Origin of the sequence: Sulfuriflexus mobilis (genome assembly GCF_003967195.1) — a bacterium.
Taxonomy (GTDB): domain Bacteria; phylum Pseudomonadota; class Gammaproteobacteria; order AKS1; family AKS1; genus Sulfuriflexus; species Sulfuriflexus mobilis.
This window is the reverse complement of record NZ_AP018725.1, coordinates 400,064-418,704: the sequence shown is the minus strand read 5'-3', so window position 1 is coordinate 418,704 and position 18,641 is coordinate 400,064. Positions and strand designations below refer to the sequence as shown.

Genomic DNA, 18,641 nt, shown 5'->3' with positions numbered 1-18,641 from the left:
GACACCACTCATCATATCAGGCCATACCAAGTTTGCTGCCGTTTGTATGAAAAACATGAGCACAAAAAAACCGCCCCGGGGGCGGCTTTTTCTGTCCTCTGGTGCATGCCTAGAGGCAGTAACCAAAGGCCTCCTTGAAGCGGGCATCAAATTCGTCACGGGTGAAACTGTGGTTCTGCGTACCGTGATGCTCGATCTTGGTCGCCCCCATGAGTGCCGCCACTCGTCCGCTGTTTTCCCAGTCCATGTCATTCATCATGCCGTACAGCAGACCGCCGCGAAAGGCGTCTCCACAACCGGTTGGGTCATTCAGTTCCCTGGCCGTGGCAGTCGGGATATCGATGCGCTTGTTGGCGGTGTAGATGTGCGAACCCTTGCCACCGAGAGTCACAATCAGGGCCTCGACGCGTTCGGCGATCTCATGTGGCGACAGCCCGGTACGGTCCTGCAGCAGCTGCATCTCGTAATCATTGACGGTGATGTAGGTGGCCTGTTCGATGAAGGTCTTCAGGTCATCGCCGTCAAACATAGGCATGCCCTGACCCGGATCGAAGATAAACGGGATACCGGCCTCGGCAAACTGGCGGGCATGTTCAATCATGCCGTCACGACCGTCCGGCGAAACGATACCCAGGGTCACGCCACTGGCATCCTCGACCTGGTTCTCGTGTGAGAAACCCATCGCCCCCGGGTGGAAGGCGGTGATCTGGTTGTCACTCATATCGGTGGTGATAAAGGCCTGACCGGTATAAGTATGCTCGAGTTCCTTGATATGCAGGCGCGAGATACCACAATCGTCCATCCACTGTGCATACGGGGCAAAATCATTACCGACGGTCGCCATCGGCAAGGCATCGCCGCCGAGCAGGTTCAGGTTATAGGCAATATTGCCGGCACAACCACCGAACTCGCGACGCATATCCGGCACGAGGAAGGATACATTCAGGATATGCACCTTGTCCGGCAGGATGTGATTGGCGAACTTGTCGTGGAACAGCATAATGGTGTCATAGGCATAAGAACCACAAATCAGAGCTGACATCGTTTTCCCCTATTCTTTTCGTGTGAGTATCTTTCTACGGTTTCCAGGCCAGGTCCAGCTCCCGCGCGGCCTTGACGTCATCGAGGCGGCGCACCGGCAAAGTATGCGGTGCGGTCTTAAGCATATCTGGCGCGTGTTTCGCCTCATCGGCGATCGCCACCATGGCCGCAATAAAGCCATCCAGCTCTTCCTTGGCCTCGGTCTCGGTCGGCTCGATCAACAGGCACTCGGGAACCAGCAACGGGAAGTAGGTAGTTGGCGCGTGGTAACCATGATCCAGTAGTCGCTTGGCAAAGTCCATCGCATTGGTGCCCTGCTCCTTGGCCTCACGACGCAGGGTGACGATGAACTCGTGTGTGGCACGACGGTTCGGGAAGGCCAGTTCAAAACCGGCATCACGCATGCGCGCCAGCATATAGTTGGCATTCAGGGTCGCAAACTCGGCGACGCGGTGCATGCCCTCGCGACCGAGCAGGCGCGCATAGATATAGGCACGCATGAGTACCCCGGCATTGCCCATGAAGGTCGACAGACGGCCGATGGTCTGCGGCACATCCTTCTCCGTCAGCCAGCGATAACCATCCGCCTCCTTGGCCACCATCGGCACGGGCAGGAAGGGTTTGAGGCGCGCATTAACGCCGACCGGACCGGCGCCCGGGCCGCCACCGCCGTGCGGAGTAGAAAAGGTCTTGTGCAGATTCATGTGGATGACGTCAAAACCCATGTCACCCGGACGGACCTTGCCGAGGATCGCATTCAGGTTGGCACCATCATAGTAAAGCAGACCACCGGCCTCGTGGACGATACCGGCAATCTCTTTGATCTTGCGCTCGAACACGCCCAGCGTGGACGGGTTGGTCAGCATGAGCCCGGCGGTCTGTGGACCGACGGCGGCCTTCAGCGCCTCAATATCGACATCGCCGTCATTATTGGTCGGGATCTCGCGCACCGTGTAACCGCACATGACCGCGGTAGCCGGGTTGGTACCGTGGGCGGCATCCGGGACGAGGATCTCGCTGCGCGCAGTGTCTTGATTGGCATCATGGTAGGCACGGATCATGGCAACGCCGGCAAACTCGCCCTGCGCCCCGGCGGCCGGGGTCAGCGAGACCTCAGTCATGCCGGTCACGTCCTTGAGCATCTCCTGCAACTCATACATGCAGGCCATGAAACCCTGTGCATGGCTCACGGGGCCAAGCGGGTGACGACCAAGGAAACCCGGCAGCATTGCCAGCGAGTTGCAGGCACGCGGATTGTATTTCATGGTGCAGGAACCGAGCGGGTAAAACTGCGTGTCGATGGAAAAATTTTTCTGCGACAGTCGCGTGTAATGACGCACGGCCTGCATCTCAGAGACCTCCGGCAGGGTCGGGCTGTCTTCACGCAGGAAGCTGGCTGGGATGGCGCTAACATCGGCCATTTGTTGTGGGGCCTGGGCCGGGTCACGACGACCGGGACGGGATTGTTCAAATATCAACACGTATTCATTCCTACAAAAAAGCCCAACGCAGAGACGCCGAGGCGCAAAGGACGCTGAGAGAAAATAAAATATATCTACCTAAATACTATTACTATCCAAAAAACTCAGTACCGAACTACACACTTAAAAAAACCTTTGCATCCTCGGCATCTCTGCCTTGGGCCTTATTAAAAAGCAGCCGCTTCAACCTGCAGGTACACATGCGAGACGGACTCGGGCAGGTTTTTCTCGTAGCCCGGATAAAACTCGGCAAACTGCGCGGTGTTTGCCCTGGCCTGCGGGATGATCTCAAAGGCCTGCCGTTCTTCTTCGAAACCGGCGCTAACGCTTGCCCAGATGGCTGCGAGGTAATCTCGCTGCCGCGTGATATCCGCCTTACTGCCGACATTGCCATGCCCGGGGATCACGACCTCAACCGGCATCGCCTCAAGCTCGGTCAGAAAGGCAATCCACTGTTTTACCTTGCCATCAAAGGTAGCCGGTGCACGATCGGTGTAGACCACATCTCCCGCGATCAAGACCTTTTTGCCGGGCAACCACACCAACACATCGCCGGGCGAATGGCTGCTGCCAGAAGGCAGCAGTTCAACCTCCAGACCACCGAGGCGACGTTTCATATGCCCGGTTACACGCGTTGCCGGCACCACGGTCTGCGGTTGGCCAATCGCACCTTCGGTCATACTGTTAAACAGGTTGACCCAGTACTCACCTTCATTCTCGATACGCCCGGCGACCGTGTCGCTGGCAATCACCTCGGCACCCTCGCCGATAAAGGCATGCGTGCCCAACCAGTGATCACCATGGCCATGCGTGTTCACCACCCACTTCACCGGCTTGTCAGTTACTGTGCGGATGGTCTCGCGCAGGGCGGCACCAATCTTTTCCGAGGAACCGGTATCGACCACCAGCACACCCTCAGCCGTGACGACAAAACCGCTGTTCGAGTTCCAGCCCTTGTTCTCGGCGTTGGGGAAATCACGCGCCGGGGTGATGACCGCATACACACCCTCGGCGACCTGTCTTGCCTGCATCGGGTAGTCAGGGTGCGTCACTATCTTTAACTCTGCACCCGGTGGTTGCTTGGCCTGTTGTGTCTTCGAGGCAGGCTCACAGGCAACAAGCAATAGGGCAAATATGCCAATACTGAATGTTCCGATTGTTTTCATCACAACCTCCTCGATAAACATATTGATGAATGCAGATTGCTGATTGATGAACTTAAAAACCAATCAGCAACCATCATTCACAAGCCGTTCCCGTCCAGTCACTCCGGGCTTCCTGCCCTCTCGTGACATTCGTACGTTTATGTACATCATCCATGGCCTTCACGGCATAAGTACATCTGACCGCCATGGACGGCGGAAATGCAACAGGATTGTCAGGAACAATCCTTGCCATGTACAAAATCAATCCAATGCTGCTATCGCCGCATCATAATCCGGTTCCTGAGCGATCTCCGGCACCAGTTCGGTGTAGACAACCTTGTCGTTTGCATCGAGCACCACCACGGCACGCGCGGTAATACCGGCAAGCGGACCATCGGTGATCAGCACACCGTAATCCTTGGCAAAGGACTTGGAACGCATCAGCGACAGGGGGATCACCTTGTCGGCACCCTCGGCACCGCAGAAGCGGCTCATGGCAAACGGCAGATCAGCGGCGATCATGAGCATGACGGTATCATCGCGCCCTTTGGCGTAGTCGTTAAACTTCTTTGTCGAGGTCGCACACACCGGCGTATCCAGGCTCGGTACGATGTTGAGCAGCTTTTTCTTGCCGGCATAATCAGCCAGGCTGCGATCATTCAGCTCACCATCCACCAGTTTAAAATCCGGTGCCTGACCGCCAACGGCCGGCAACTCACCATTGGTATTAATTGCATTTCCTTTCAGGGTAATCTTTGCCATCTTATTTTCTCCTTATCTTGCTTTGCACGCCGGACTACAGGCATCAGCGCATTTTTTGGGTGGTACGGGACAACGTGCCGCCTTTTACATCACGAATACACGTTCAAGTTTCTCGGCATAGGCCTCGATGTCGGCTGCAGACTTTGTTTCTGTCGCACACACCAGCAGGGCCTCGCCAAGTTCCGGGTAATCTTCTGCCAGGGCATAACCACCGAGAATATTACCCGACGCCAGGGCCCGCAGCACGTCGTCGACGGGCAGCTCGAGTTGCAGGACAAACTCGTGGAAACCCGGACCTTCGAAACACTGTTGTACACCCTCGATCTGCGTCAGGCGCTGCATAAGAGCCTGGCGGTTGGCGTGTGACTGCGCCGCAGCCCGCTTCAGGCCCTCGGCACCGATCAGGCTCATGTGAATGGTTGAGGCCGTCACCATCAGTCCCTGGTTGGTACAGATGTTCGAGGTCGCCTTGGAACGGCGGATATGCTGTTCACGTGCCTGCAGGGTCAGGGTATAACCCGGCTTGCCATCAAGGTCGACGGTACGGCCAACGATACGACCCGGCATCTGCCGCACATAGGCCTGCTTGCAACACATGATGCCATAGTAAGGGCCGCCGGAGGCCAGCGGTATGCCCAGCGGCTGACCTTCACCGCAGACGATGTCGGCGCCGTTATCACCCCATTGCCCCGGAGACTTCAACAGACCGAGGGCGAACGGGTTGACCACGGCGATGACCAGCGCGCCGTGCTGATGCGCCCAGTTGGTCAGGGTGTCGACATCTTCCAGGCCACCAAAGAAATTCGGATAGGGGATCACCACGGCGGTGATATCACCCGGCTCGGCCGGCAGCATGGACGGATCAAGCACGCCGCTGTCGCGGTCATAGTCGATCTCTTCAAGGACGATGCCCTGGTTCTTGACCAGGGTATGCGTGGTATCGCGGTAATGCGGATGCGTGGTGCGTGGCACAAGGATGCGCTTTGACTTTGACTTGCGGTTTGCACGCACGGCCATGAGTACGGCCTCGGCCATACCGGAGGCACCGTCATACAACGAGGCATTCGAGACATCCATGCCCGTCAGCGAGGCCATCATGGTCTGGAATTCATACAGCAACTGTAACGTGCCCTGACTGGCCTCGGCCTGGTAAGGCGTGTAGGCGCTGTAGAATTCGCCGCGCGTGGTGATCTCCCACACCGCTGCAGGTATGTGGTGTTCATAGGCCCCGGCACCGATAAAACACAGTGCGCCGGCATCCTCTGCGGCACGTGCATGCATGAGACGCGAGACATCCATCTCACTGGCGGTTGCGGGTACGGTGTCGAGCTTGCCGCTGCGCAGCGCGGCCGGGATCTCGTCAAACAGGTCATCAATACTGTCGGCGCCAATCGCCTCAAGCATGCTACGGATATCTTCTTCGGTATGCGGTATAAACGGCATGGGTTAAACCCTGTACGTAAAATAGACAACCGGACGCGCCATTACGCGACGCGCCCGGTCGAAATAAATAATTAAAAATTAGTGCGCGTCTTCAGCCGCGACACCGCTATAGGCAGCGGCATCGAGCATGGCATCGACTTCAGCGGCATTGCTCATCTTGACCTTATACAACCAGCCACCGGCATAAGGGTCACTGTTGACCGTTTCCGGGCTGTCCGCCAGTGTCTCATTAACTTCCACAACTTCACCGGAGAGTGGACTGTAGACATCCGAGGCGGCCTTCACCGACTCGACCACGGCACACTCTTTACCTGCCTCGACACTATCGCCGACTTCCGGCAGTTCGATAAAAACCATATCGCCGAGCAGGTCCTGGGCGTGGTCGGTAATGCCAACCGTCGCGGTATCACCATCAATGGCGACCCACTCGTGTGACTTGGTATATTTCAGTTCTGTTGGTACGTTACTCATAAAAATTCTCCGAAATACTACTGTACGGCTTTACCGTTACGAACAAACGGCAGTTTAACGATTTGTGCGGTCACCTGCTTATTGCGTATTTCGACCTTGCAGGTGCCCGTGGCATCTTTGGGCACGCGGGCAAAGGCGATGGACTTGCCCAGGGTCGGCGAAAAGCCACCACTGGTGATCTCACCATCGTTGTGGCCATTGACAATGACCTTCTGGTGACTGCGCAGCACACCCTTGTCCTCAAGGATGAGTCCGACGAACTTTTGTGTGACGCCTTCAGCGCGGGCCTTTTCCAGTGCCTCACGACCAATAAAATTACGCGATGCCGGTTCCCAGGCCACGGTCCAGCCCAGCCCCGACACCAGTGGCGAGGTCTGTTCATCCATGTCAGTGCCATACAGATTCATGCCGGCCTCAAGACGCAGGGTATCGCGTGCCCCAAGGCCGATCGGCTGCACACCCTCACCATACAGGGAACGCCACAGGTCACCGGCCTGTGCACCCGGCAGGATGATTTCAAAGCCGTCTTCACCGGTATAACCGGTGCGTGAGACAAACCAGTCACCGACCTGGGCGGCCGTGAACGGCGCAAGCCCGGAGACGATGGAGCGCTCCGGCTCATCAAATACGGCACAGACCTTGGCACGGGCATTGGGCCCCTGCACGGCGATCATGGCCAGACCCGTCGGTTCGGTGATCTCGACGGCAAAGGCCGCGGCCTGTTGCCGGGCCCAGGCGAGGTCTTTGTCATGCGTAGCGGCATTGAAGACAACACGGAACCAGTTGTCGTCCATGTAATAGACGATCAGGTCATCAATGACTCCGCCTTTTTCGTTGAGCATGCAGGTATACAGCGCCTTGCCCTGTGTGGTCAGGCGATCGACATTATTCGCAAACAATTTGCGCAGGAATTCGCCTACCTGCGCACCGGTAAAATCGACCACGCTCATGTGCGAGACATCGAACATGCCCGCATCCTTTCTCACCTGGTGGTGCTCATCGATCTGCGAGCCATAGCGCAGCGGCATATCCCAGCCACCAAAATCCACCATCTTCGCGTCCATCACGACGTGCTTGTCGTACAGCGGTGTTTGTTTAGCCATTCGTCATTCTCATTTCAAAAATCTAACGTATAAAACAAAAAAAAGGGTGGCGAATAACCTTACTGATATGGTTATTCGCCACCCCTCTGTCCTGAACCTGAGAGCTTGAGCCCCTTCGGTGGATCGACACGATCGCTCTCCAGAGACAACGTCTCTCCTGCGGTCCTTTTGCCTGAGCGTTTCCGGGTGGATGTTGCGCCTTCGGCGTTTCCTGCCTGTGGTTCTCTGCACAGACACAAAACCTCTCCCACAAGAGCATTTGTTGCAAGCGGACTATACCCTATATCAGGGTCAGGGATCGACTCCCAATACCGGATCACTCGAGCCTTTTCTCACCACGCATCATTAACCATAACGCGGGCAGGGTTCCGACGACCAGCATCAGGGCAGCCGGGGCCGCCAGTTCCAGCATCTCCTCGCTGGCCTCGATCCAGATCCGCACCGGCAGGGTATCAAAACCGGTCGGCCGCAGGATCAGGGTCGCCGGCAATTCCTTCAGGGCGTCGATAAACACCAGCACCCAGGCCCCGGCCATACCACCGCGGATCATCGGCAGGATCACGCGACGCAGGTTTTCCAATGGCCCGGCACCAAGGCTGCGCCCGGCCTGTTCAATCGACGGCGTCAATTGTTGCAGGGAGGCCTCCTGTGACTGCACCGCCAGGGGCAGAAAACGCACCACCAGGGCCATCAACAGGGCCGCCAGACCGCCGTATAAGGGCGCAAACACGGCGAGGATGAAACTGAGGACACCGAGGGCAATGACCGGGCCAGGCAGGACAAAACCGATACTCGACAGCTGCAGATAACTGGTGCTCAGCAGCGAGCGTTTGCGCGTATGGAAGAAGGCCACCGGGAAGGCGCAGACCATGGCGATCGTCGCTGCCCCGGCGGCGACGATCAAGGAATTTGAGACATAGCCCCAGAAAGTCATATCGATCAGTTCCTGCTGCCAGGCCTGCCAGCTCCAGTCGAGCATCCAGGCCAGCGGCAGGCCAAAGGCAAACAGGGTTATGAGACCGAGCCAACCCCAGATCAACACTTGCTCAAGAGCCGTGGCCGGACGCAGCACCGCCAGGCGTTGCTGGGCGCTGGCGTAATAGCGTTGTTTGCGACGCGAGAAGCGCTCGAGCACGAGAAACATCAGGCTCAGCATCACCAGCACCATACTCAGGCCCGCCGCGCCCTGGTAATCAAAGCGGCTATTCATCTGCAGGTAAATGCTCAGGGTAAAGGTCTGGTAACGCAACATGCTGACCGCACCGAAATCGGAGAGGACGTGCAGGACCACCAGCGCCAGGCCCGCCGCAATCGCCGGACGCAATAACGGCAGGTTCACACGCCAGAATACCTGCCAGGGGCGCGCCCCCTGAATACGTGCCGCCTCCTCAAGGTTCGGGTTGCTATGCGCAAGCGCCGTGCGCACGAGCAGGAACACATAGGAAAAGCCGGCCAGTGAAAGAATGAATGTGACCCCCCAGATATTGTAAAGCTCAGGGATCGCGACACTTTCACCGAACACCGCCAGCCAGGTCCGCCCCAACCAGCCATCGGCCTCGAACAGGGTCGTGTAGATATGCGCAAAGACATAGGTAGGGATGGTCAGGGGCAAGACCATGAGCCAGCTCGCCAGGCCTCGGCCGACAAAGCGTCGGCGCGCCACCAACCAGGCCGATGACACACCGAGGGCAAAACAGCCCACCGCCACCAACACCGCCAGCGACAGGGTATTGCCCAGCAGGCCAGGCAGGCGCTGACTCCAGAGCGCCTGCCAGCCTTCAAGGGATAACTGGCTACTACTATAAAGGACGAACAACAGGGGAATGGCGGCAACCATCACGACCAGGCCGGCCGCCACCCCCAACCAGCCAAGCCGACGCGACAAGGCCTGCCATAACTTTACGGGTATGGCAGGCCCCGGCAGAGTTTGGGCTTCGACTAACGGCATTCCGTTTACGGCATACCCACCGCATCAAGCAGGTCGAGGGTCTCGATACGGTGGGTACCCAATGCAGACATCGGCACATCGGCCACGTGGTAATTGCCTGCAGGCGGGATCTCTGCCGCCGCCGACACGCCTTCTCGTACCGGGTATTCCCTGTTGGCCCCGGCAAATGTTGTCTGACCGGTCTTTGAGACCAGGAAGCTGATCAGCTTCTCGGCCATGGCCTTTTTCTTCGTGTACTTGCTCATGGCGATACCGGCCACGTTCCAGGCCACACCCATACCCTTTTCACCCTGGTCGGGCATGAGGATACGTACCGGCGCATCCGGATATTTGGCGAGGTGGCGATAGAGATAATAGTGGTTCACCAGACCCACGTCCTTCTTGCCATCCGCCACGGCCTTGACGATCTTGCTGTGCTTGGAGAACAACTTGTTATCGGCATTGGTCTTCATACCCTGCAACCAGGCCGTGGTTTTTTCCTTGCCTTCACTGAGCATGTAAACCGTCACACCGGCTATGAAACTTTCGTTACTGCTGTGCGTGATCGCGAGGCGGTCTTTCAGGCGCGGGTCCGCCAGGTCGAACACGGACTTGATAAAGTCAATGTCCTTGGCGTTCTTGTTCACGACCAGCACACGGGCACGGGCCGACAGACCCAGCCAGGTATTATCCCCGGCACGCAGGTTGGCCGGGATGACCTTGGCTATCTCGGTGCTGACCGGCTGGAACAGACCGAGCTTGCTGCCGGTTTGCAGGTTACCGGCGTCGTTACTGATATAGAGATCGGCGACGGTACGGTCTGCCTCGATACGCAGTTTGTTAAGCAAGGCGGTCGACTTGGCCGAATGCAGGACCACCTTGATACCGGTCTCGGCAGTAAACTGCTCGATCACCGGTTTGATAAAGGTGTCCTTGCGACCGGAGTACACCACCAGCTCATCGGCCTGAGCGGCCACACCACCCAGGGCGGTCAGTAACACAACAAGCAACAGGCGTTGCAGGACATTTTTCATCACACACCTCTATATAAAGAAAATCACATCAAATGCTGGCCAGGCTGTTGTTACGCCTGCCAGTATGGCTTGAATGTTAATGATAATGATTCTCATTTATTATGCAAGTAGTATGCAGACATTATTTTAATACTAGCAATTTCTATAAGTGAATACTCAATACTGACAAGCCCATGAAGTGAGTGCCCACTTACAATAGAGTATCTACTTGTAAGTCAGCCTGCCGACGAGGTATGCGCCACCAGGCGACCGATGGTCAGCCCCTGAACGACGATAGAGAAGATCACTACGGCGTAGGTCACGGCGAGTAAGGTATCCCGCTCGATACCCAGCGGCAGGGACAGGGCCAGCGCCACCGATATCCCGCCACGCAAGCCGCCCCAGGTCAGCACGCGCACGGCGCCGGGGCTAAAGTCCAGACGCAGGCGCAACAGGCTGACCGGGATACCGACACTGACAAAACGCGCCAACAGGACAACCGGGATCAGCACGGCGGCGGCCAACCAGATAGAGCCGTCGTGGCTAAGCACGAGTACCTCGAGGCCAATAAGTACAAACAACACGGCATTCAACACCTCATCCACCAGTTCCCAAAAGGTATCGAGGTGCTCACGGGTCGTGTCCGACATGGCCAATCGCCGGCCGTGGTTACCGATCAGCAAACCGGCCACGACCATGGCAATCGGCCCGGACAGGTGCAAGGCACCGGCCAGCGCATAACCGCCCATGACCAGGGCCAGCGTGATCAACACCTCGACCTGATAGTTATCCACCTGTCGCAACATGCTATAGGCCAGCCAACCGAGTAACAGGCCCAGCACACCGCCACCGAGTGCCTCTTGCGCGAACAGTACCGCGATATGACCGGCATCGATCTCCTCACCACCCGTAACGATGCCCAGCAGGGCAAGAAACACGACCACACCCACCCCGTCATTGAATAGTGACTCGCCGGTGATCTTGGTCTCGAGGCTCTTCGGCACACCGGTCTTTTTCAGTATGCCGAGTACGGCGATCGGGTCGGTCGGCGAGATGAGTGCACCAAATAACAGGCAATAACCAAAACCGATGGACAGATCCAGCAGGTCAAAGACCATCCAGCTCATGGCGCCAATGATGAAGGTCGAAATAATGACCCCTCCGCTGGCAAGGCTGCCGATGATCCATTTTTGTTTCGCCAGGTCATCGAGGTTGACGTGTAGGGCACCGGCAAATAACAGCAGGCTCAACATGCCCTCCATGAGAGTGCGATTAAAATCGATGTTATTGAGGATGCCCAGGGCGTACTCACTAATGCCACTGACAAACTGATCGGCAAGCAACAACAGCAGGGAAAATATCAGGGCAATAAGCATGACGCCGATCGTGTTTGGCAGGCGAATCGTGCGATGATTAATAAAACTGAAGACCGCCGCCAGCGAAATAACCATGGCAATAATATCGATGAGAGACATTCAGGTTGCTCCTTTTTTTATTCCCGGTAATAAACGCAAAGGTCGCAAAGACGCAGAGACCGCCGAGATATTCAAAAATAAAAAGATCTATAATTGTGCACTGCTGTCCCAATAGCCCCCTCTCCCTCTGGGAGAGGGTTGGGGTGAGGGGGTATACCGTATAAGCCATTATTTACCATCCCCCTCATCCTAGCCTTCTCCCTCAGGGAGAAGGAATAACTCCGACTATTGAATAGGCCGGCGCTAACTGAATTAAGGACTTATGAAGTATTACGGCTATGCCAACGGAACAGCAGTGATAACAATTATTACTACCTCTGCGCCTCTGCGACCTTTGCGTTACTTACTAGATTTAAGTTACAAGCGCTTACCACGCGCAAGTTGTGACAGCTCTCCCTCCAACCCCATAGCCTGACGCATGATCAGGTTCTTCGCCGGGCCCAGCTTGTCGGTCAAGCGCAGACCGGTATTGCGTAACCAGCGCAGTGCAGGATGGTGCGAACCAAACAGGCGTTTAAAACTCTCCATGCTCGTGATCATGGTCATGTTGTCACCCTTACGCCAGCGTTCATAACGGCGCAAGACACGAAGCGCCCCTATATCCTGGTATTGGCGGTGTGCTTCGACCAGGACCTCCGCCAGCACAGCGGCATCGGCAAGACCCAGGTTAACACCCTGCCCGGCCAGCGGATGAATGGTATGCGCGGCGTCGCCGATCAGGGCCAGGCGCGCTTGTGTGTACTGTTTGGCGTGTTGCATACGCAAGGGGAAACTCGCGCGTGGCCCACAACCAAGCATACGGCCAAGCCGATCACCAAAGCTCTCTTGCAGGGCGTCAAGGAATGCAGAATCCTCCATGGCGAGCAGTTCACGGGCATGCTCAGGCGATGTGCTCCAGACAATCGAACTGCTACCATCGGCAAGCGGCAGGAAGGCCAGTGGGCCATCGGGTAAAAAACGCTGCCAGGCAGTCTCCTGGTGCGGCGCAGAGGTCTCGATGCGTGCCACCACGGCCTCTTGCCCGTATGACCAGCCCTGTACCTCGATACCGGCCAACTCACGTAGCGGCGAACGGCCACCATCGGCACCGACAATAAGGGCTGCGTGAATAACCCGTTCGCTATCGAGGCGGACCTGCACCTGCCCGACCTGCACATCAAGGCTGGCGACACGGGCCGGTGTTATCAGCTCAATCGTATCGAGGGCGGCCACACGCTTGAGCAGGGCCGACTGGATCACGCGGTTCTCGATGATATGCCCGAGCAGCGGCTCACCGATATCGGCGCTGTCAAAATGGATCACGCCGTCACCCGTGGCATCCCAGACGTGCATATCGCGATAAGGGGACACCCGCGCGGCACACATGCCCTGCCAGGCGTCGAGCGAGGTAAAGATATTTTGCGAGGCACGCGTGATCGCAGACACCCGTTGATCGAAACTCTCCGCAGGCCAATCATGCTTAAAGGGTTGTGCCTCAATGAGGGCGACACGCAGGCGCGCCTCGCCCAACGCGCAGGCCAGTGTCGCACCGACCATGCCGGCGCCAACGATGACGATGTCAAAATCCTGCTTCACTATTCAACCCCATATTAATCTCTATCATCATTCCGGCGTAGGCCGGAATCCAATGGCCCTAATGTGGACACCGGCCTGCGCCGGTGTGACGTAATTATGTTATTACCTTTGCGTTCCCTGCGCCTTGCCCTGAACCATCGGAACGATGGTTAGGGTACCCATAATGAACCGTAAAGCGGTTCTATTGGGCCAGCGTCTCTGCGTTGGGCTTTTATCATCTCAACTTCAAACCACGCGCCAAACGCGGTAGCTTGCCGGTCAAGCCCATGGCCTGCCGGGTGATAAGGCGCTTCATCGGCGGCAAGATGTCAGCCGCAACCAGGCCGATATTACGCGCCAGTGCCAGGGGTGTAAGCTTGTTTGAGAACAACCGTACCATGCTGTCAGTGAAACCGATCACACGCAGGTGATCGCGACGGCGCCAACGGGCGTAGTTTTTCAACACTGCCAGTGTGCCGATGTCCTGCCCGACCTGTTGCGCCTCGGCCAGCACCTGTGCCAGTACCGCGACATCACGCAGACCCAGGTTAAAACCCTGTCCGGCGATCGGATGAATCGTATGCGCGGCATTGCCGATCAAGGCCAGGCGTTCACGTACATGTTCACGCGCCTGACGCAGTGACAAGGGATAGGCGACACGTTTGCCGGCACGGGTAAACGTGCCCAGGTGGTCACCGAAACGCGCCTGTAAGCGTTTCAGGAAGGTTTCATCATCAAGTGCCAGCATTTCATCCAGCTGCGCCTTTTTTACCGACCAGACGATCGAGCAACGGTGCTCACCACCCATATCCGCTAAGGGTAAAACAGCCAGCGGTCCACTGTCGGTAAAACGCTCATAGGCCACGTGCCGGTGTGGGCGCTGACAACTGACATTCGTGATCACCGCGGTCTGTCCATAGTCGGTGCCAAAACTGCGAATATTCGCCTGCTCACGCACAAACGAATCTCCCCCATCAGCGGCCACCAACAACTTCGCCTGCAGACTTCGCACGCTGCCCTCGTATTCAATCTCCAGTGTTGCCGAGCCGGTATCACAGTGCAGTTGCGTGACTGTGGCCGGGCATAACAGGCTGACATTATCTAGCTGCTGCAGGTGTGTAGAAAGGACCGCACCGAGGACACGGTTTTCGACCACGTAACCGAGCGCATCGAGGCCTTCATCGGCACAATCCAGACGCGTCTTACCCATGTGACCACGATCCGAGACATGGATCTTTTCAATCGCACTGACACCCCCCTGTTCTATCGCCGACCAGATCCCCATACCCTCAAAGATACGGCGTGAGCCATAGGCCAGCGCCACTGTGCGGTCGTCATAACTCGGCTGACCGGCGGCACCGAATGGCACGGCCTCGACCACGGCAATGCGCAGGTCCTGTCCACCCAGGGCGCAGGCGAGGCTGGCTCCGACCAGGCCGCCACCGACAATCACAATGTCAAAGTGAGTTTCCATAAATACTATTTAGTCATCAGCGCTTCAATATCGTCCGGGGTCTTTTGCAGCGCACCGGTCAACACATCGTAACCGTCTTTCGTCACGTGCACATCGTCTTCGATGCGAATGCCAATATCCCACCACTTCTTCGCCACGCCTTTCGTACCGGCCGGGATATACAGGCCCGGTTCGACGGTCATGACCATGCCCTTCTCCAGCAGGCGCCACTCGTCACCCAGTTTGTAATCCCCGACGTCATGCACATCCATACCTATCCAGTGACCGGTGCGATGCATGTAATAAGGTTTATAGGCCTCGTTCTTGATCAGGGTTGGCAGACGACCCTTAAGTATGCCCAGCTCCACCAGCCCCTCTGTGATCACACGCACTGCGGCCTCGTGCGGGTCGTTCCAGTGCTTGCCCGGTTGCACCTGCTCGATCGCTGCCTCTTGTGCAGCCAGTACCAACTCGTAGAGGGCACGCTGTGATTTGGAAAACCTGCCGTTGACCGGGAAGGTGCGCGTGATATCCGAGGCATAACATTCGAGTTCACAACCGGCATCGATAAGAACCAGATCGCCATCCTGCATCTCGGCACGATTATCGACATAATGCAGGATGCAGCCGTTGGCGCCGGCACCGACGATCGAATTATAGGCTGGCGCGACACTGCCCCCGAGGGTGAATGCGTACAGCAGTTCCGCCTCAAGTTCATACTCCATCATCCCCGGTCGGCAGGCACGCATGGCACGTTGGTGGGCGTTAACAGAAATCTTTGCGGCCTGTTTCATGGTGCGGATCTCGGCGGCACTCTTGAACAGGCGCATCTCGTGTAACAGGTGATCCAATGCGACGAATTCACCCGGGGCATGCACGCCGGAGCGGGCCTTGTCGCGCAGGGCGTTGACCCAGTTGATGACATGCGTATCAAACTCGGGGTTATAGCCCATGGAGTGAAACACGCGCCGGGTGTTTTCCATCAGGCCCGGCAGGATCTCGTCGATGTCATCAATTGGGAAGGAATCATCGGCACCATAGATGTCACAGGCGCCATCCTGCCCAGCACGTGGGCCGTTCCAGGTCTCCATGCGTGGGTCGCGCTCGCGGCAAAACAGGATGTACTCACCGTGCTTGCGACCGGGGATAAACACCGCCACCGCCTCCGGCTCAGGGAAACCCGTGAGGTAAAAGAAGTCACTGTCGGGTCGGTAACGGTGTTCGACATCACGGTTACGCATACGCACACCAGCGGCCGGCAGGATGGCGATATCTCCCACCTCCATCATATTCAGTAACTGACGACGGCGGCGTTGAAATTCATTGGGTTTGACGATCATTGAATACAGTCCGGCGGGTTAATGTTGTGTGGCCTGCTTAGGCGTGGAGAGCTCTTCATGGATGAGCAGGACACCGACGCGCAGGTATTCCGTCACTTCGGCAAAGGCAATTTCATCCTCTTCGTTGACCTCACCTTCATCCAGCCCGACCTGGGCGATATCGATCATGTCCTGCACGATCTCGCGACTATCCACCGGCAAGGTGTCCAGGTCGTTAATACCGGCGATACCCAGGCCAAGGTAAAAGCCCTCACACCATTGTGCCAGGGCCTGCAGGCGAACAGACAGGGCCTCATTATCATCCGGCAATAACAGGCGCACGCCGAACTCGGCCGCATCGAATTGTCCCCGGGTAATACTATATACCGTCTCGAGCAGCGCCTGTAACTCCTTCACCAACAGATCACCACTCTCACGCCCCGCTGGCAGGACCTCCGCCAACCAGTGTTGGCGGGCCTGCTTATCGGCACAGATCAGGCCACAGAGCATGCCATGGCACTCTGCTGCATCGGTAACAATCTCCAGCCTTGCCAGGGCATCGTTCAATTCATCGTAGTCAGGCAGTGTGTTCACAATCGACATTCGGTGTTACATCCCGGGTACTATTCAAAACAGGACCTATTATGCGCCTTTCCTCGCCTGGCATAAAATGCCCTGTCACGCCCCTGCGCTAGCCATTTTCGGCGTTGACCCTGTCTGCCAGCCAATTTATAGTGCCTGCATGAGCACAGACAATAATGAAAAAGAAGAACTGGACCTCAGGCAACTCGAGGCACGTATTGAGGAATTGATCGATACCTGCGCCACCCTCAAGGATGAGAACCAGTCCTTACGTCAACATCAAGGCAGCCTGATGTCCGAGCGCGCCAAACTGATTGAAAAGACCGAACTCGCACGCAGCCGCGTTGAGGCCATGATTAACCGCCTTAAAGCTATGGAAAACAGCCATGAATGACGACAACCTGGCAGTCACGATCAAGATCCTCGACAAGGAGTTCCGTATTGCCTGTCCGGAATCTGAGCACGACTCCCTGCTTGCCTCGGCACATTATCTGAATACCCGTATGAAGGAAGTTCGCGACAGCGGCGTGGTTGGACAAGACCGCATTGCCATGATGGCGGCCCTGAACATGGCCCACGACCTGCTGGCACAAAAGGGCAAAAGCGAGAACTACGTCAAATCCATGAGTTCCCGCATCCAGTCCTTGCAGGAAAAGATCGAGACCGCCCTGACCCGTAACAGGCAGCTCGAACTCTAGTCAAAGGCCGAGGCCACGGTTCTCCTCGCTGGACTTTTCCGTTACGATCCCCATATAGTGTTTAGGCATCCTCTGCAGTGTTCGATAGCAGACCCGGTATTTTCTTGAGCCTAGTATTACCTCCCGGGGAGAACTGTGTCAGGATTGTGTGCAAGTCCGCTGCTGGCGGAAAGCCTGATGTCCTGTCCCCTTTCCCCACTTGAACCACTGGTTCAAGGACAACGGAACGCAACGGCACAGGCGGAGGATGTCTTCCTGCTTATGAGTCAACACCTGAATACCCCGGCCTTGCGCAAGCAGATGCGCAGCCAGCGCCGTGCCCTGTCGGCACGTGAACACCGCCAGGCCTCCGATCGGGCCCTCGACCTGATCCTGCGCCACCCACTCTTCATGCGTGCCCAGCACATTGCCCTGTTTTTGCCTAACGACGGCGAGATCGATATCAGTGAACTCATGCCGACGGCCTGGTCCATGCACAAACGCTGTTATCTGCCGGTATTGGCCTCGCCCGGCCAGCGACTCGTGTTTGCGCCGATGACCCAAGACAGCCGCCTGGAACTGAACCGCTACGGTATCCCTGAACCGGTGGCAAGCCGCCACCAGATCCGCCAACCGCGACAACTCGATCTGGTACTGACACCACTGGTGGCCTTTGATGCCGCCGGTAACCGCATCGGTATGGGGGGGGGCTATTACGACCGTAGTTTCGCCTTCCTGCGTCGCCGCCGGCACTGGCGCCACCCACACCTGCTCGGTGTCGCCCATGACTTCCAACGGCTGGAGGCCCTCCCGCAGCAAGCCTGGGATGTGCCCCTGCAGGGAGTATTTACCGACCGGAAGTTTTACCCTGCCACATAAAAAAGGCCCGCTGCAGCGGGCCTTTTTTATGGCATTTTTTCGTACGAATTAATTATTGGCTTGCTGTATCGGCAGGGTCTTTCGCTCACCCATATCCAGCGCGTAACCGCTGACCACAACACCGAGACCAATCACGATCGTCATGAGTAACAGCAAATCCGGTTTTCTTCTTCTCATTATGTTATCTCCTCCATCAACCGACCGACGGCCGACCCGATATCCCTTATCGTTACCAGCATTCCTTTGCTTGCCGTTTCGGAAGACCACGTTAACTACTAGGTTAATATATAAATCAAAACACATACTGATTGCAAGC

Annotated in this window: 18 protein-coding genes, 1 other RNA gene and 2 riboswitches; of the genes, 4 read left to right on the top strand and 15 right to left on the bottom strand. The window is 56.9% G+C overall.

Annotated elements, in window-relative coordinates; all coding sequences use genetic code 11:
* Positions 1-109: 109 nt before the first annotated feature.
* The 14 genes from EL386_RS02095 to EL386_RS02030 all read right to left on the bottom strand — a co-directional run bounded on the left by EL386_RS02095 (position 110) and on the right by EL386_RS02030 (position 16,790).
* Positions 110-1,042: a carbohydrate kinase family protein gene (locus tag EL386_RS02095; RefSeq protein WP_126452814.1), complete on the bottom strand. Its 933-nt coding sequence runs from the start codon at positions 1,040-1,042 to the stop codon at positions 110-112.
* A gap of 34 nt (positions 1,043-1,076) precedes the next feature.
* Positions 1,077-2,522 (bottom strand): aminomethyl-transferring glycine dehydrogenase subunit GcvPB, encoded by a 1,446-nt coding sequence (gene gcvPB / locus EL386_RS02090; RefSeq protein ID WP_126452812.1) that lies wholly within the window; start codon positions 2,520-2,522, stop codon positions 1,077-1,079.
* A 167-nt stretch (positions 2,523-2,689) separates the two neighbouring features.
* A complete protein-coding gene (locus EL386_RS02085; RefSeq protein ID WP_126452810.1) occupies positions 2,690-3,688 on the bottom strand; it encodes an MBL fold metallo-hydrolase in 999 nt (332 codons plus the stop codon).
* Positions 3,689-3,928: 240 nt separating this feature from the next.
* Complete coding sequence (gene tpx / locus EL386_RS02080) at positions 3,929-4,429, bottom strand: thiol peroxidase (protein WP_126452808.1); 501 nt, start codon at positions 4,427-4,429, stop codon at positions 3,929-3,931.
* Between the two features lie 84 nt (positions 4,430-4,513).
* Positions 4,514-5,872, bottom strand: coding sequence for an aminomethyl-transferring glycine dehydrogenase subunit GcvPA (gene gcvPA, locus EL386_RS02075; protein WP_126452806.1), 1,359 nt, complete (start codon positions 5,870-5,872; stop codon positions 4,514-4,516).
* A gap of 78 nt (positions 5,873-5,950) precedes the next feature.
* Complete coding sequence (gene gcvH, locus EL386_RS02070) at positions 5,951-6,343, bottom strand: glycine cleavage system protein GcvH (RefSeq protein ID WP_126452804.1); 393 nt, start codon at positions 6,341-6,343, stop codon at positions 5,951-5,953.
* A gap of 17 nt (positions 6,344-6,360) precedes the next feature.
* The gene (gene gcvT, locus EL386_RS02065) at positions 6,361-7,446 is read right to left on the bottom strand and encodes a glycine cleavage system aminomethyltransferase GcvT (RefSeq protein WP_126452802.1); all 1,086 of its coding nucleotides are present in this window, start codon (positions 7,444-7,446) and stop codon (positions 6,361-6,363) included.
* Positions 7,447-7,522: 76 nt separating this feature from the next.
* Positions 7,523-7,595: riboswitch (glycine riboswitch) on the bottom strand.
* 1 nt (position 7,596) lies between these two features.
* A riboswitch (glycine riboswitch) is annotated at positions 7,597-7,706 on the bottom strand.
* A 56-nt stretch (positions 7,707-7,762) separates the two neighbouring features.
* Entirely contained in the window at positions 7,763-9,394 is a 1,632-nt protein-coding gene (locus tag EL386_RS02060) for an ABC transporter permease (protein ID WP_126452800.1), read from the bottom strand.
* A 5-nt stretch (positions 9,395-9,399) separates the two neighbouring features.
* Positions 9,400-10,407: an extracellular solute-binding protein gene (locus tag EL386_RS02055; protein WP_126452798.1), complete on the bottom strand. Its 1,008-nt coding sequence runs from the start codon at positions 10,405-10,407 to the stop codon at positions 9,400-9,402.
* Between the two features lie 215 nt (positions 10,408-10,622).
* A complete protein-coding gene (locus EL386_RS02050; protein ID WP_126452796.1) occupies positions 10,623-11,861 on the bottom strand; it encodes a cation:proton antiporter in 1,239 nt (412 codons plus the stop codon).
* A gap of 357 nt (positions 11,862-12,218) precedes the next feature.
* Entirely contained in the window at positions 12,219-13,436 is a 1,218-nt protein-coding gene (locus EL386_RS02045; RefSeq protein WP_126452794.1) for a UbiH/UbiF/VisC/COQ6 family ubiquinone biosynthesis hydroxylase, read from the bottom strand.
* A gap of 214 nt (positions 13,437-13,650) precedes the next feature.
* Positions 13,651-14,889: a 2-octaprenyl-6-methoxyphenyl hydroxylase gene (ubiH, locus tag EL386_RS02040; RefSeq protein WP_126452792.1), complete on the bottom strand. Its 1,239-nt coding sequence runs from the start codon at positions 14,887-14,889 to the stop codon at positions 13,651-13,653.
* 5 nt (positions 14,890-14,894) lie between these two features.
* On the bottom strand, positions 14,895-16,208 hold the full coding sequence (pepP, locus tag EL386_RS02035) for a Xaa-Pro aminopeptidase (protein ID WP_126452790.1): 1,314 nt from the start codon (positions 16,206-16,208) through the stop codon (positions 14,895-14,897).
* Positions 16,209-16,226: 18 nt separating this feature from the next.
* Positions 16,227-16,790 carry a UPF0149 family protein gene (locus EL386_RS02030; RefSeq protein ID WP_126452788.1) on the bottom strand — a complete coding sequence of 188 codons (564 nt, stop codon included), beginning with the start codon at positions 16,788-16,790 and terminating at the stop codon, positions 16,227-16,229.
* A gap of 139 nt (positions 16,791-16,929) precedes the next feature.
* Here EL386_RS02030 and EL386_RS02025 point away from each other — a divergent pair, with 139 nt between their 5' ends.
* From EL386_RS02025 to EL386_RS02010, 4 genes are all read left to right on the top strand, one after another.
* On the top strand, positions 16,930-17,163 hold the full coding sequence (locus tag EL386_RS02025) for a TIGR02449 family protein (RefSeq protein WP_126452786.1): 234 nt from the start codon (positions 16,930-16,932) through the stop codon (positions 17,161-17,163).
* Entirely contained in the window at positions 17,156-17,467 is a 312-nt protein-coding gene (locus EL386_RS02020; RefSeq protein WP_126452784.1) for a cell division protein ZapA, read from the top strand. The genes EL386_RS02025 and EL386_RS02020 overlap by 8 nt, the downstream gene beginning before the upstream one ends.
* Positions 17,468-17,533: 66 nt before the next feature.
* Positions 17,534-17,718, top strand: a non-coding RNA gene (gene ssrS / locus EL386_RS02015) — 6S RNA.
* A 10-nt stretch (positions 17,719-17,728) separates the two neighbouring features.
* Positions 17,729-18,325 (top strand): 5-formyltetrahydrofolate cyclo-ligase, encoded by a 597-nt coding sequence (locus EL386_RS02010; protein ID WP_126452782.1) that lies wholly within the window; start codon positions 17,729-17,731, stop codon positions 18,323-18,325.
* A gap of 48 nt (positions 18,326-18,373) precedes the next feature.
* Here the strand turns inward: EL386_RS02010 and EL386_RS15850 are convergent, their stop codons facing one another.
* On the bottom strand, positions 18,374-18,502 hold the full coding sequence (locus tag EL386_RS15850; RefSeq protein WP_269471113.1) for a hypothetical protein: 129 nt from the start codon (positions 18,500-18,502) through the stop codon (positions 18,374-18,376).
* Between the last annotated feature and the right edge of the window lie 139 nt (positions 18,503-18,641).